General features: G+C 71.1%; 12 protein-coding genes and 1 pseudogene. 3 read left to right on the top strand and 10 right to left on the bottom strand.

Annotated elements, in window-relative coordinates; genetic code table 11:
• The 6 genes and pseudogenes from ABT116_RS14135 to ABT116_RS14110 form a co-directional block, all read right to left on the bottom strand.
• A pseudogene (locus ABT116_RS14135) lies at positions 1 to 183 on the bottom strand (LL-diaminopimelate aminotransferase); the annotation flags it as partial.
• Complete coding sequence (locus tag ABT116_RS14130; protein ID WP_351632298.1) at positions 180 to 1,457, bottom strand: MFS transporter; 1,278 nt, start codon at positions 1,455 to 1,457, stop codon at positions 180 to 182. The pseudogene ABT116_RS14135 and the gene ABT116_RS14130, both read right to left, overlap by 4 nt.
• Positions 1,458 to 1,511: 54 nt before the next feature.
• A complete protein-coding gene (locus ABT116_RS14125) occupies positions 1,512 to 2,270 on the bottom strand; it encodes an SDR family oxidoreductase (protein WP_351632295.1) in 759 nt (252 codons plus the stop codon).
• 5 nt (positions 2,271 to 2,275) lie between these two features.
• A complete protein-coding gene (locus ABT116_RS14120; protein ID WP_351632293.1) occupies positions 2,276 to 3,001 on the bottom strand; it encodes a cupin domain-containing protein in 726 nt (241 codons plus the stop codon).
• Between the two features lies 1 nt (position 3,002).
• The gene (locus ABT116_RS14115; protein WP_351632290.1) at positions 3,003 to 3,416 is read right to left on the bottom strand and encodes a type 2 periplasmic-binding domain-containing protein; all 414 of its coding nucleotides are present in this window, start codon (positions 3,414 to 3,416) and stop codon (positions 3,003 to 3,005) included.
• Between the two features lie 667 nt (positions 3,417 to 4,083).
• On the bottom strand, positions 4,084 to 6,585 hold the full coding sequence (locus ABT116_RS14110) for a tetratricopeptide repeat protein (RefSeq protein WP_351632288.1): 2,502 nt from the start codon (positions 6,583 to 6,585) through the stop codon (positions 4,084 to 4,086).
• A 100-nt stretch (positions 6,586 to 6,685) separates the two neighbouring features.
• Here ABT116_RS14110 and ABT116_RS14105 point away from each other — a divergent pair, with 100 nt between their 5' ends.
• On the top strand, positions 6,686 to 7,201 hold the full coding sequence (locus ABT116_RS14105; RefSeq protein ID WP_351632286.1) for a DUF2165 domain-containing protein: 516 nt from the start codon (positions 6,686 to 6,688) through the stop codon (positions 7,199 to 7,201).
• A gap of 25 nt (positions 7,202 to 7,226) precedes the next feature.
• Here ABT116_RS14105 and ABT116_RS14100 read toward each other — a convergent pair whose 3' ends face one another.
• Together ABT116_RS14100 and ABT116_RS14095 are read right to left on the bottom strand one after the other, a co-directional pair.
• Entirely contained in the window at positions 7,227 to 7,781 is a 555-nt protein-coding gene (locus ABT116_RS14100; RefSeq protein WP_351632284.1) for a hypothetical protein, read from the bottom strand.
• 89 nt (positions 7,782 to 7,870) lie between these two features.
• Complete coding sequence (locus ABT116_RS14095) at positions 7,871 to 8,869, bottom strand: glycosyltransferase family 2 protein (RefSeq protein ID WP_351632281.1); 999 nt, start codon at positions 8,867 to 8,869, stop codon at positions 7,871 to 7,873.
• Between the two features lie 132 nt (positions 8,870 to 9,001).
• Here ABT116_RS14095 and ABT116_RS14090 point away from each other — a divergent pair, with 132 nt between their 5' ends.
• Positions 9,002 to 9,472: a GtrA family protein gene (locus ABT116_RS14090; RefSeq protein WP_351632279.1), complete on the top strand. Its 471-nt coding sequence runs from the start codon at positions 9,002 to 9,004 to the stop codon at positions 9,470 to 9,472.
• Between the two features lie 36 nt (positions 9,473 to 9,508).
• Positions 9,509 to 10,921 (top strand): hypothetical protein, encoded by a 1,413-nt coding sequence (locus tag ABT116_RS14085; RefSeq protein ID WP_351632276.1) that lies wholly within the window; start codon positions 9,509 to 9,511, stop codon positions 10,919 to 10,921.
• Positions 10,922 to 10,929: 8 nt separating this feature from the next.
• On the opposite strand, the gene ABT116_RS14080 is transcribed toward ABT116_RS14085, so the two are convergent.
• Positions 10,930 to 13,515 (bottom strand): bifunctional FO biosynthesis protein CofGH, encoded by a 2,586-nt coding sequence (locus ABT116_RS14080; protein ID WP_351632274.1) that lies wholly within the window; start codon positions 13,513 to 13,515, stop codon positions 10,930 to 10,932.
• A gap of 44 nt (positions 13,516 to 13,559) precedes the next feature.
• Entirely contained in the window at positions 13,560 to 13,766 is a 207-nt protein-coding gene (locus tag ABT116_RS14075) for a hypothetical protein (RefSeq protein ID WP_351632272.1), read from the bottom strand.
• Positions 13,767 to 13,827 lie beyond the last annotated feature (61 nt).

The following is a 13,827-nucleotide window of genomic DNA, read 5'->3' as shown; positions in this document are numbered from 1 at the left end:
GGGGTCGAGTACCTCCGTCCGGAGCGCCTCGACGATGTGTGGTGGTGTCGGCAGGTCGGGATTCCCCTGGCACAGGTTGATGACGTCCTCGCCCGACCTGACCAGGTCGTCGACCCTGGCTCCGGTGGTCGCGAACGAACTTCTCGGCAGGCTTCGCAGCCGGCCCGCCCACTCGGTCCTCACGTGTCCTCCCCTTTGTCTCCTCCCCTTGCCCGGGACGCCGTCACGGGCGAGGGACTGCTTGTCGCCGCGCTGGACGTCCATCTGCTCAAGCCGAAGGCGACGGCGGTGATGCCGGCGCAGGCGCACCCCACGGCGAGGAAGCCGTGGGCCGTGAACAAGGGGGCGAGCGCGGCGGCTCCCACAGCCACGGCGAGATTGGTCGCGAGGCTGTAGAAGGCCAGGATGGTTCCTCGATGGCGCTGTGAGCATTCGCTGAGCAGCGTGCTGAGAAGGGTGACGGCCAGGCTCTGCAGGATGCCCCAGCCGAAGAGGCACGCCGCCAGCGGCACCGTCCAGTGGATGAGCAGCGGAACACCCACGAGCGCCGGCACCAGCCCCGCCAGCGTGACGGTCAGGACGCGTTCCTTGCCCAGCCGGTCGGCGAACCTGCCCGTGACGAAGCTCGACGCGAATCCCGCACCGTAGAGCAGGATCATGACGCCGGTCAGCGAGCTTCCGGAGCCGTACCGGTATTCCAGGGCGGTCCCGAGGAACGTGTACATCCCGTACCAGCCGAGCATCACCAGAAAGGTGGCCAGCACGTACGTCGGCACTCGGGGTGCGAAGAAGGCCCGGGCCGCCGACCGTGTCCATCCCGGCGACGGCTCGGGGACCTCTCGCGGCGTGGCTCGGCCTTCGCTGCCGGGGCGCCGCTCGCCGCCGATGCGGAGCATCGCCGACAGGACGAGGGCACCGAGCAGCGCCAGCAGACCGAAGGTCCACTGCCAGCCCACCCACTGCCCGACGAAGGACCCCATCGGCACGCCCAGAACCAGCGCGAGTGACCAGCTGGACACGAGGATGCCCATCGCCTTGGCGCGGTGCTCGTACGGGATCTGGTCACCGACGAAGGCGTAGGCGGTGGGCACGAACGCCCCCGCCGCCAGGCCGGCCAGCGCCCTGCCCGTGAAGAACACACCTGTCCCCGAAGCGACCGCGCAGAGCACCGTGCCCAGGATGAACACCGCCATCCCGATGGACAGGCTGAGCCGCCGCGACACGCGGTCGCCGAGGGGTGCGAAGAGCAGCGCGCCGAGCGCCGTCGTGGCGCCGTAGACGCTGACCGACAGCGCCATGACGCCGACCGTCGTGTCGAACGACGTGGCCATGCGCACCAGCAGCGGTGAGACGACCAGTTCCTCCGATCCGACCGTGAAGATGCCCGCCATCAGCGCGAGAACCGGAAGCAGGGGGAAGTCGGCCTGGTCCCTCCCGCTGTTCTTTTGGTGCGACACTCCGTCAAGCCCTTCCCACGCCGTGTGCGGCCGTTCAGCGCATCGCTCGCGCTGTCACGCGCATGTCAGTTGCCCGCCGTCGACCGAGATCTGCTGCCCGGTCAGATAGGAGGCCTCGTCCGAGACCAGGAATCCGATGACGGCGGCGACCTCGTGTGCCTCGCCGGGCCGGTCCATGGGGATCGCCCGTCTCATCCGGTCCTCCGCCTCGGCCTGCGGTATGCCGGCGGTCCGGCTCAGGTGGGCCACGGCCCGGGCGTACCGCCGGGTCCGGACCGTGCCGGGATGGAGGCAGTTCACGGTCACATGGTGCGGGGCGTACTGATTCGCCAGGTACTTGCTGGCATTGGCGACGGCCGCGTTGACCAGACCGGAGAGGAAGAGGCCGGGGGAGGGTTCTTTGCCGGCGTTGCCGACGATATTGACGATCCGGCCGAATCCGTTTCTGACCATGACCGGCGCGACGCTTTTCACGGCGGCCAGGTACGGCACCAGTTTCTGCCCCATCGCGGCACTCACGTCGTCGGCTCGGACGGTGTCGAAGGACCCCGGTGACGGGCCGGGCGCGTTGTTGACGAGCACGTCGATCCTGCCGAACCGATGCTCGACCTCGCCCGCCAGTTCCTCGCAGAAGGGCGGTTCGGTGACGTCACCAGGCATCACGTGGGCGGTCTTCTCGGCGTCCGACTCCTCGACGACTTCCTCCAGCGCTTGGCGGCTGCGGGCGCACAGGACCGTCACGTATCCCTTCGCGTTGAGGTGCAAGGCGGTGGCTCGCCCTATGCCGTGGCTGGCCCCCAGAACGATCGCCACCCGTGTCACGGGTTTTCCCGCTCGCTGTTCTCCTCGCCATTCCGGGTGGTTTTCCGGCCGGGCACCCGATGGTAGCGAGGCGGGATGAAGATGTTGACGGAGCGCGCCACCCCGTCGTTCGGATTCACGGCCCCGTGTCCCTCCTGACTCGCGCAGAAGTACGTGCCTCCGAAGCGCAGCTCGTGGCTGGATTCCTCGACCGTCATCTCGTAGCGGCCCTCGAGGCAAATCCCTATCTGTTCGTGGGAGTGCCGGTGATAGGGCATCTCGCCGCCGGCCGGGATGTCGGCGATCATCAGCTCGATCCAGTCGGCGACGAAGAACGTGACGTCCATCCCGACGAACTTTCGCGATTCGAACGGTTCGAGGAACCAGTCGCTCGGCGCGGGGTAGCTCTCACCCGGTTTGTTGCGCCTCAGCTCCAGTAAGACGGCTTCCGAATCCGTCGGGTTGACGGCCGAGAAGGCGACGCCCGGAGGGGCCACGCAGACGTGGTGCTCACGTTCCATGAGCCGGGTGGCCTCCCCCACCGTCACGGAGAGCCGGCCCTCTATGACCATTCCGACCTGCGCCTGCCCGTGGGGACGGTCCGGAACCCGGGCTCCGGGCGGTACGACGGACACCCTCACCTCCGTGTCGTCGCGCCAGTAGGACTCCACCCGCACTCCGTCGTCGTGGAGTGCCACGGCGGCGGCCGGGAAGTAGCGTCGTTCCTGCACATGGGTGGTCATGTCAGTCGTTCCTCCTCGCGAAGACGGTCCATGTCATGGGAATCCGGGAGAACTTGTAGACGAACTTGAGGTGGTGCTGTTTGGCCGCCTCCTCGTTCGTGATGGCCACGTTGTACCGGCCGTCGGCCACGTCACAGGCCGCCTGGCTCGTGGAGTCCACGGTGACCATGTGCAGGAGCCGGCCGAGGTGGTAGCGCAGCAGCGGAATGGGAGCGGGGTGGGACACCACGGTCTCGCTGTCGAGCAGTTCCTCGTGGAAGGTGAAGTCGTCCCGGATGGCCAGGCCGTACTCCGGGGTGCTGCCGCGGAAGACGATCGCCGGCTCCAGCCCGGGATGCATGTAGAAGGCGTTGATGCCTGGATAGGCGTGTGCCACCAGCACCAGATCGAGTCGGCGTTCGGTGAGTGCGTCCACGCACCGCTCGTACGTATCCTCCAGAACGATCCGTAGACGCGCCCCGTCCGCGACGCTCCTCGACATCATGTGGGCCACGTATTCACTGCTGGTGCCGGCCGGTCCCAATGTTCCGAGCTGTAAGGAACGCTGCTCGTCATCGGGAATGCGTGCGATCAGCTCTTGTCTCTCGACATCTGGAATCCGGAGTATTTCCATACTCCATTCCCCCCTTCGGGCGACGGGAGTCACAGCCCACACGGTAGGCATCGGGTTCCTGCAAGCGTCAAACACCGAAGCTTCCTTCGGGCCGTTCCCTCTCGTGCCAACTTTGCGCATCACACAACGTCACAGGTGCTCGGAGAACTGCGCTGACCTGGCGCATTCAGGGACACAGCGGCGACGTAGAGTCGCATTGTTTGCAGCTCAATCACACGGGTACTCACCGCCGTCAGCGGCGCTGCGTGCCCGTGCCCTTTTCACCTGTCGCACCGGTCGTGGGGCGGGAGGTGCGATTGGCCAAAGAGACACCACCGTCGACCAGCACGACGAGAACGGGGAGCCAAAGGGCTCGTTCGGGGTAGCGACCGGCCGCAGGCTGCGCCGCATCGAGGCATTCCAGGAGAGCTCGGAACGTCCCCCTCGGGTCTGGCCGGGGGCTCGGTGCCGGCCGCCCGGCTGCCGGGAGTCACTCGTACGGCAGTCGGGCCAGTACCGCGCGGTCGCCGTCCGGAAGGCGTTCCAGGGCATCGGGATCCAGCTCGCGGATTCGATCCACGTCGGCCCGTGCCTCCTCGATGCGGCCCGTGGAGGCTTGGAGCACGGCCCGGCGGCACAACGCCCAGACGTATCCCGGGCGGAGGTCCACCGCCCGGTTCAGGTCGGCCAGAGCCTCCGTGTGGCGGCCCAGTTCGGCCAGGGACGCGCCCCGGCTCGCGTACGCCGAGGTGTATCCGGGGTCCAGGGCCAGAGCACGGTCGAGGTCGGCGACCGCCTCCTCGTCGCGGCCCGCGGCACGCAGCGCGTCACCGCGTTCGCAGCGGGCCCAGGGCCAGTCGGGGCTCTGGTCCAACGCCCGGTCAAGGTCGGCCAGTTGGCGGTGTGAGTCGCCCAGCGCCCGCCAGACCCGGGCGCGGCGGGCGAGCGCCCACGCGTAGTCCGGGTCGAGGTCCAGCGCCCGTCCGAGGTCGGCGAGCGCCGCGTCGAGGTCTCCGGCGCGCTCGTGGGTGGCGCCCCGGGAGGCCCAGGCGAATCCGAGCGCGGGGTCGAGGCGGACCGCCTCGGTGAGGTCCCGGATCGCCTCGGTGTCCCGTCCGGCGATCCGGTGGTGTTCGCCGCGCAGCGCGACGTACCAGGCGTTGCCCGGGTCCAGCTCGACGGCTCGGTCCAGGTCGGCGATCGCCCCGTCGTGGTCACCCAGGTCGCCCCGGATCCCGGACCGGTGCCGGTAGGCGACGGCCAGTTCCGGATCGAGCGCGACGGCCCGGTCGTACTCGGTGAGGGCCTGCGCGTACGCGCCCTCGCCGCGCAGCCCGTCGCCCCGTACGAGGCGGGCCCGGGCCTGGGTCGGAGCGTCGAGCACCGCACGGCGCAGGAGCAGCCCCAGCGCGGCGGCGATGCCCTCCGCGTCGAGTGCCGCCGTCAGTTCGGTCCCCCACTCGGCCACCGGCCGGAGGTCCGCGTCCTGCCCGGCGTCCACCAGCACGCGTGCCCACCGCACGGCCATGACCTCACCGGCGCCGCAGGCGTGGACGAAGTCCCGCAACGCCCGGGGCAGCGCCTCCCGTTCACCGGCGCAGAGCAGGTGGTAGAACTCGGCCTGGCGCAGGTCCCGCCAGGTGTCGTCGAGCCAGGGGTCGGCCACGCCCCGTCCGGCCTCCTCCCGCCACTGGCGGAACGTGCCCGCCAGGCGCCGCTGCCGCTGTGCCCACTCCCGGGGCGCCCTGCGGCGTTCCGCGCGCAGCATCGGCGCCCGTACGACGTCGTGGTAGCGCAGCCGTCCGCCGCCGCGCTCGCTGACGAACGGCATAGCCCGCAACCACGCGTAGAGCAGCGCCAGTTGCTCCGGGGGGCTGTCGACCGCCGCCCGGAACACATCGCCGTCCAGCCACCTCGGCAGTGCGCAGGCCAGGGCGGCGGCCCGCCGTACCGGGTCCTGCTCCCATTTCAGGAAGCGGTCCACGGCCGTCCCACTCGGGTCGCCCACGTCGTCCGGGGCGGTGGGGCGCGACTCGGCGAGGGTGGAGACCAGGACGGGGAGGCCGCCGGTGAGGCGCAGCACCTCCTCCACGACCGGTTCGGACGTCACGCCCTTGGCGGCCAGCAGGCCGCGCGCCTCCGGCTCCGTGAAGGGGGCCAGCGGGAAGTCCGCCACGAAGTCCGCCAGTCCGCCCCAGCGGGCCGGGTCCAGGGGCGTCCTGCCCGCCGTGGCCACCACCGTCGTGGCGGGCACGCCGCCGTGGCGGTCCGTCGTCATCGTCTCGTGCAGCCAGGGGTCCAGGTACGGGCCCGTCCGCTCGTACGTGTCCAGGAAGAGGGCGATCCAGGGCGCGTCCGAGTCCGCCAGTTCGCGCAGGAGTACCGGGGTGAGCACCTGCTCGGGGGTGAGGACCAGCCGGAGGTCCTCGGGGTTGCGGAAGCGGGCGATGAGGCTCGCGCGCAACCGGTCGGCGACGTGGGCGAGTTGCTCCGCGTCCAGCATCCCGGCCAGCGGCCCGACCACCGGTACCATCCCGGCGGCGACCACCCCGGCCCGTGCCGCCATCCGGCCACCTGTGGACGGGCCGGTCTCCTCCGGCCGGGTGTCGAGGACGGCCGATGCGGCCAGTTCCGCCTCGTGCCGGTGTTCGCGGTGTGCGGCGAGCAGACGGTCCAGCTCCTTCAACCGCCGTCCCTGGGCGGCGAACTGGCGGCTGATCTCCGCCATCACCTCCGGCACGCTGCCCGCGCCGTCGTCGACGTACGCCGTCAGCGCGCCCCGTTCGCGGGCGATCTGCTCCAACTCCCGCAGCAGGAAGGTCTTCCCGACGCCCGCGTTGCCGTGTACGTGGAAGCGGAAACGGTGGCGTTCGTCCTGCGGGGCGGTGCCGAAGTTGGCGCGGAAGGCGGCACGTTCGGCGGAGCGGCCGACGAAACCGGCCCGGCCGCGCTGCCGTATCAGCTCCTGCATGGACGGTTGCGGCTGCGCCATCCGTACGTTCCCCTCGTCTCGCGCGGTCGGCCCCGGTCGTCATTCTCGCTCAACCGCCGCCGGGTACATCGACTGCCCGTGCGCGGGGAGAATGATCGGCATGGCCACCTCCACCTCCACACCACGCGGCCCGCTGTCGCTCGCCGCCACCCTGCTCACCGCGACCATCGCCCTCTACATGGCGCTCGTCGCCTTCGGGAACATCACCGACTTCGGGACCAACCAGCAGTTCGTCCGGCATGTGCTGGCCATGGACACCACGTTCAAGGACGAGGACCTGATGTGGCGGGCCGTCACGAGCCGGGGCCTCCAGGACGCGGCCTACGTCGGAATCATCGTCTGGGAGACCCTCGCCGCGCTGGTCCTCATATACGGGAGCTGGCTGTGGGCCAGACGCGACGACCAGCGCGCCCGGCAGTTCTCCACGTACGGGCTGCTGATGGTGATGCTGCTGTTCGGGGCCGGGTTCATCGCGATCGGCGGTGAGTGGTTCTCGATGTGGCAGTCGAAGAGCTGGAACGGGCTGGACGCCGCGACCCGGATCTTCCTGTTCAGCGGGGTCGTGCTGATCGTCAACCAGCTGTCGGCCCGGCGGGCGGACACGTCCGCCTCCTGAGCGCCGCTCCCGCGCGGCCGTGCCGCTACTTGACCACGGTCACCGTCGTGCCGACCGTGCCGAACGTCCACAGGGCCGTGCCGTCCGCCTTCCGCATCCTGACTCCGCCCGTCGTGGTGCCGGAGGCGGCGGGCGGCGGTGAGGCCCCGTCGACCGCGTTGGAGAAGGCGACCGAGACGCCGGACTTCGCGGCGAAGTACAGGATGTGCTCGATCTGGACGCCGTCCGAGCCGGTCGTGGCCGGGTTGCGCGAGGACACCGTGTAGCTGCCCGGGTCGGGGCTGACCGAGCCCGGCCAGACGGTGAACGTCCGGCGGGTCGCCTCGCTCGCGTCGACCAGCCAGACCCGCTTCTCGCCGAGGGAGTAGACGATGCGCCGGCCGGTGCCGGACCCGTCGGGCACCCGCGCCGGGACCGACGCCGTCGGGGTGGGCTGCGCCGAGGCCGTGGCGCTCGGCTTGGCCGAGGTGGCGGTGGGGTGCGTGCCCCGGTCCGCCTGCACGCCCAGGACCGTCACCGCGGCTATCGCTCCCACGGTCAGCCCGGTCACCCAGGCCCACGAAGGAAGTCGGGCAGGCACCGGCACGCATCTCCTCAGTCACGGGACCCCGCGCCGAAGCGGGGCTCCGATCATCGTACTGCGCGCCCGCGGCCCCTCGGCTCCCTCCCTCAGGCACCCCCGGCGGTCTTGCGGACCGGGACCGGGCCCGTGCCGGCGCCGCGGGCGGCGTAGCGGGGGGTGCGCACCGGGGCCGGGTAGGAGAGGTGCACCAGCCGGGTCTGCTCCTGGCGCATGTGCATGAGCGATTCGAGGATGTAGCCCACGAGCAGCACGAGCGCCGCGATGGTCATGATCGCGGCGGCGAGGATCGCCGTGGGGACCCGGGGCACGGTGCCCGTCTCGACGAAGTCGGCGATGACGGGGATGCCGAGGACGACCGAGACCAGGGCGAGGACGCCCGCGAGCACGGTGTGGACCAGCGAGGGGCGCTCGCGCCGGGCCAGGTCGAGGATGACCCGCAGGATGCGCCAGCCGTCCCGGTAGGTGCGCAGCTTGCTCTCGCCGCCGGCGGGCCGGACCCGGTAGTCGGTGAGGACCTCCGCGGTGGGCAGCCGCAGGTGCAGCGCGTGGATCGTCATCTCGGTCTCGGTCTCGAACTCCCGGGCCAGCGCCGGGAAGGACTTGACGAAGCGTCGCGAGAAGACCCGGTAGCCGCTGAGCATGTCGGTCACGTCGTTGCCGAACAGGGACCGCACGGCCCCGGTGAGCAGCTTGTTGCCGACCGCGTGCCCGGCCCGGTAGGCCCCGTCGGCGCTCACCCGGCGGGCGCCGACGACCTGGTCGTAGGGGCCGTCGAAGAGCAGGTCCACCAGGTCGCGGGCGCGGGAGGCGTCGTAGGTGTCGTCGCCGTCGATGATGAGCAGCGCGTCGGCGTCGACGTCGGCGAAGGCGCGGCGGATGACGTTGCCCTTGCCCTTGCGGGTCTCCTCCCGGACGATCGCGCCGGCGGCCCGGGCGACCTCCACGGTCCGGTCGGTGGAGGCGTTGTCGTACACGTAGACGACGGCCTCGGGCAGGGCCGCGCGCAGGTCGCGGACCACCTTGCCGACGGCCGCCTCCTCGTTGTGGCACGGCACGACACACGCGATCGTCGGTTCCACGACCACTCCTCACTCGAGTCACGCGACCGGTTCCTCACACAGTCAGCACCTCATACATCAGCACCTCATACAGTCGGACATAGTGCGATATGAGCGCGCCTGACCGGATGGGGCGCGCCGGGTCGTTACGCTCGCCGTGTGCCGGTGCTCGACTCTGTGACGCTGCGTGCGCGTGACGCCATCAAGGGCATCTGGCGCGAGGCCGCCAAGTTCGGCGTCGTCGGGGCCCTGGCCTTCGTCGTGGACAACGGCGGCTACAACCTGCTCGTCTTCGGTCTGCCCGGTGGCGCGGAGGGCGGGGTGATGCGAACCGCTCCCGTGCAGGCCTCCGTCATCGCGACGGCCGCCGCCGCGCTCTTCAGCTGGGTCGGGAACCGCTGCTGGACCTACCGCGGCCGGCACCGCGAGAAGGTGACCCACGAGCTCGTGCTGTTCCTCGTCGCGAACGGGGTCGGGCTCGCCATCACCGCGGGCACGGTCTTCGCCTCCCGGCATCTGCTCGGACTCGACTCGGCGCTCAGCGACAACACCGCCCGCATCCTCGGCTGGATCCTCGCGACCCTGTTCCGCTTCTACGCCTACCGGCGCTACGTCTTCGTCGCACCCTGACCGGCCTGCGCTCACCGACCCGTTAGCATCCGACATATGGGACAAACGGCATGGATGCGGCGGGGGCGGCGGCACTGGGCCTGGGGGCTGGCCGCCGTCGCCGTGGTCTGCTGCCTGGCCACGATCCTCGTCTTCGCGCCCGGCTACCTGAGTCCCGACAGCCTCGACCAGCTCCGCCAGGCCGAGGGGAAGAAGCCCCTGACCGACTGGCATCCGCCCGTGCTGAGCCTGGTCTGGCAGGCGCTCATCGCGGTGACCGGCTCGATCGCGTCCCTGATGGTCCTGCAGTGCCTCGTCTTCTGGGCGGCGCTGTGGGTGCTGGCCCGGTGCGTGTGGCGGCTCACCGCGAGCCGGGGCGGTTCGCTCGCCGTGCTCGGCCTCGGACTGACTCCGTTCGTGCTGACGTTCGTCGGGGTGGTGTGGAAGGACGTGCATGCGGCGTTCGCGCTGCTCGCCGCCTGCGCGGTCGCGTTCACCGGCCTGCTGCTGCGGGACCGCGACCTCCGTCCCGCCGTGCGCTGGGGCCTGCTCTGGCTGGGCGTGCTGTTCCTCGCCTACGCCATGCTGGTGCGCAAGAACGCCTTCCTCGCCGCGATCCCCGTCTTCGTCATGCTGGTCCTCGCACTGTGGGGCGCTCCCGGACGCCGCACGTGGGTGACGTGCACGGCGGCCCTCGTGGCCGCGCTCGTCGTGCCCGCCGCCGCCATCTCCCTGTTCGCCGCGCCGCAGCAGACCAAGCAGGGCGCGCAGATCATGCTCGACGACCTCGTCCATGTGCTGACCGTGGACGAGCTGCGCTCGGCGGACGTGTCACCCGCCCTGCGGGACCGGCTCGTGGCCTCCGCGCGGGAGTGCGAACGCGTCGGCGCCCTCTCCGACGCCTACTGGGCCTGCTACCGGCGCCCGGCGGACGGGCTGCGCGGGGACTCGGGCGAGATCACGTCCCTGTGGCTGCGGGAGATGAGCGGGCACGTGCCGCAGTACCTCCAGTACCGCCTGCTGCTCTTCACGACCCTGCTGTTCGAGACCGACTACCCGTACAAGGCCGGGGTCTCCCGCAACGACCTGGGCGTCGAGGTGGCGCACCCCCGCCTGCGGGACATGCTCGGCACGTACGTCAAGGGCATGGCCCACGACCTGCCGTGGCTGTTCCGCGGCTGGTTCTGGCTCGCCGTCGCGCTGGTGCTCACCCTCCGCCCCGGCAAGGGCGCGTTCGCGATGCCCGTCCGGGCGCTGGGCATCAGCTCGGCGGCCTACATCCTCGGCTATCTGCCGATCATGCCCGCGACGGACTACCGCTACGTCTACTGGCCGGCGATCGCCTGCTCCCTCGGCCTGTTCCTGCTGTGGCCGGGCCGGGGCACCCCTCCCCCGCCGCCGAAGAGCCCCGGCGCCACCGCCGGCCGCACCCTGACGGCGCGCCGGCCGGCGGACGCCGGGAGCCAGTAGGCGACCGGTCAGTCGAGCACCGGCAGCAGCTCCGGCAGATGCCCGTCCGAGGCCGCCGCCGCCCGCTGCCGCTCCTCGGGGACCTCGCCGTAGAGGGTGTTGCGGGGCCTGGCCGGGCGGCCCGCGGCGTCCGCCACCGCGATGAGGTCCTTCACCGACTTGTACGAGCCGTACGACGAGCCCGCCATGCGGGAGATGGTCTCCTCCATGAGCGTCCCGCCGAGGTCGTTCGCGCCCGAGCGGAGCATCTCGGCCGCCCCTTCCGTGCCCAGCTTCACCCAGCTGGTCTGGATGTTGGGGATGTACGGGTGCAGCAGCAGCCGGGCCATGGCCGTGACCGCCCGGTTGTCCCGCATGGTCGGGCCCGGGCGGGCGATCCCCGCCAGGTAGACCGGGGCGTTGGTGTGCACGAACGGCAGCGTCACGAACTCGGTGAAGCCGCCCGTGCGCTGCTGGATGCCCGCGAGGGTGCGCAGGTGCCCGAGCCAGTGCCGGGGCTGGTCGACATGGCCGTACATCATCGTCGACGACGAGCGGATGCCCAGCTCGTGGGCCGTCGTGACGACGTCGATCCAGTCGGCCGCGGGCAGCTTGCCCTTGGTGAGGATCCAGCGGACCTCGTCGTCGAGGATCTCGGCGGCCGTGCCCGGGATGGTGTCCAGGCCCGCCTCCTTGGCGGCGGTCAGCCACTCGCGGATCGACATGCCGGTGCGGGTCGCGCCGTTGACGACCTCCATCGGCGAGAAGGCGTGCACGTGCATGCCCGGGACGCGTTCCTTCACGGCCCGCGCGATGTCGAAGTAGGCCGTGCCGGGCAGGTCCGGGTGGATGCCGCCCTGCATGCAGACCTCCACCGCGCCCACGTCCCACGCCTGCTGGGCCCGGTCGGCGACCTGGTCCAGGGAGAGGGTGTAGGCGTCGGCGTCCGTGCGGCGCTGGGCGAAGGCGCAGAAGCGGCAGCCGGTGTAGCAGACGTTGGTGAAGTTGATGTTGCGGGTGACGATGTAGGTGACGTCGTCGCCCACGGCCGACTTCCGCACGTCGTCGGCGACCCGGGCGAGGGCGTCCAGCGCCGGGCCGTCCGCGTGCAGCAGGGCCAGCGCCTCGTCGTCGGTGAGCCTGGTGGGGTCGTCGGCCGCCGTGCGCAGGGCCTCGCGTACGTCGGTGTCGATGCGCTCGGGTGCCATGCCCGGGGCGGCGGCCTCGCGCAGGGCGCCCCAGTCGCCGTACACCTCGTCGAAGTCGTCCCGGCGGTCCGAGGTGCGTCCCTCGGTGTCGATGGAGCTGTGCAGGTCGGTGCGGCCGGACGCCGTGAAGACCTCCTCCGGCTCCTGCCACGGCAGGCCCTGCGGCAGCGCCTCGGGGCGCGCCAGGCCGGTCTCCGGGTCGGCCAGCGCGGCCACGTGCGGACGCAGCCGCGGGTCCAGCCACGGCTCGCCGCGCCGCACGAACTCCGGGTACACGCACAGGCGTTCGCGCAGCTCGAACCCGGCCGCCCGGGACTTCTCGGCGAGCTGCTCGATCTGCGGCCAGGGGCGCTCGGGGTTGACGTGGTCGATGGTCAGCGGGGAGACGCCGCCCCAGTCGTCGATGCCGGCGCCGATCAGCCGCTCGTACTCGTCGTCGACGAGGTTGGGCGGGGCCTGGATGTTGCCGCTCGGGCCCATGAGGAGCCGGGCGACGGCCACCGTGGCGACCAGCTCGTCGAGTTCCGCGTCGGGCATGCCGCGCATGGCGGTGTCCGGCTTGGCGCGGAAGTTCTGGATGATCAGTTCCTGGACGCCGTGGTAGGCCCGCGACACCTTCCGCAGCGCGAACAGCGACTCGGCGCGCTCCTCGTAGGTCTCGCCGATGCCTATCAGGACACCCGAGGTGAAGGGGACAGAAGAACGCCCGGCGTCCTCCAGGACGCGCAGCCGGACGGCGGGCTCCTTGTCGGGAGAGCCGTGGTGGGGGCCGCCCGGCTCCGACCAGAGGCGGGTCGCGGTGGTCTCCAGCATCATGCCCATGCTGGGCGCGACCGGCTTCAGGCGCTGGAAGTCGGTCCAGCTCATCACGCCCGGGTTGAGGTGCGGGAGCAGGCCCGTCTCCTCCAGGATGCGGATGGAGACGGCCCGGACGTAGGCGAGGGTGTCGTCGTAGCCGTGCGCGTCGAGCCACTCGCGCGCCTCCGGCCAGCGGTCCTCGGGCTTGTCGCCGAGGGTGATGAGGGCTTCCTTGCAGCCGAGGGCGGCGCCCTTGCGGGCGATGTCCAGCACCTCGTCCGGCGACATGAACATCCCGTGGCCCTCGCGGCGCAGCCTGCCCGGGACGGTGACGAACGTGCAGTAGTGGCACTTGTCCCGGCACAGCCGCGTCAGCGGGATGAAGACGCTCTTGGAGTACGTGATGACGCCCGGCCGCCCGGCCGCCGCCAGGCCCGCGTCCCGCACCCGGGCGGCGGAGGCCGACAGGTCCTCCAGCTGCTCACCCCGGGCCTGGAGCAGCACCGCCGCCTCGGCGACATCGAGCGAGACACCGTCCCTGGCCCGTTTCAGGGCACGACGCATGGAGTTGTCGGTGGGGCCGGTTCCGGAGGTCGCGGGAGTCGTCATCCTTCGAGCATACGAGTGCGCTGATCAGGCTCGGGAAAGCCCCGTCAGTGGAAGGCCAGCCACCCGATGCCGAGGGCCGAGGTGAGGCCCGCGGCGGCGACGGCGGCCGGTCTGTTGCGGTGCAGGGTGAACCAGACCAGCGCGGACGTCACCAGGACGGCCGTCGTGCCGATCGCGGCACGGAACAGACCCTGGCTGTAGCCGTACTCCGTGAAGTGACGCAACAGCCAGGCGAACCAGGTAAGCCTCATGACGCTCTCCCCCGTGAAGACAGTGAGCCGGGCCCCTCACACCGTCCGGCGCGGTGGTCAG

Origin of the sequence: Streptomyces sp. NPDC002130, assembly GCF_040296465.1 — a bacterium.
Classification (GTDB): Bacteria; Actinomycetota; Actinomycetes; order Streptomycetales; family Streptomycetaceae; genus Streptomyces.
This window is presented reverse-complemented; position numbering and strand designations above follow the sequence as displayed.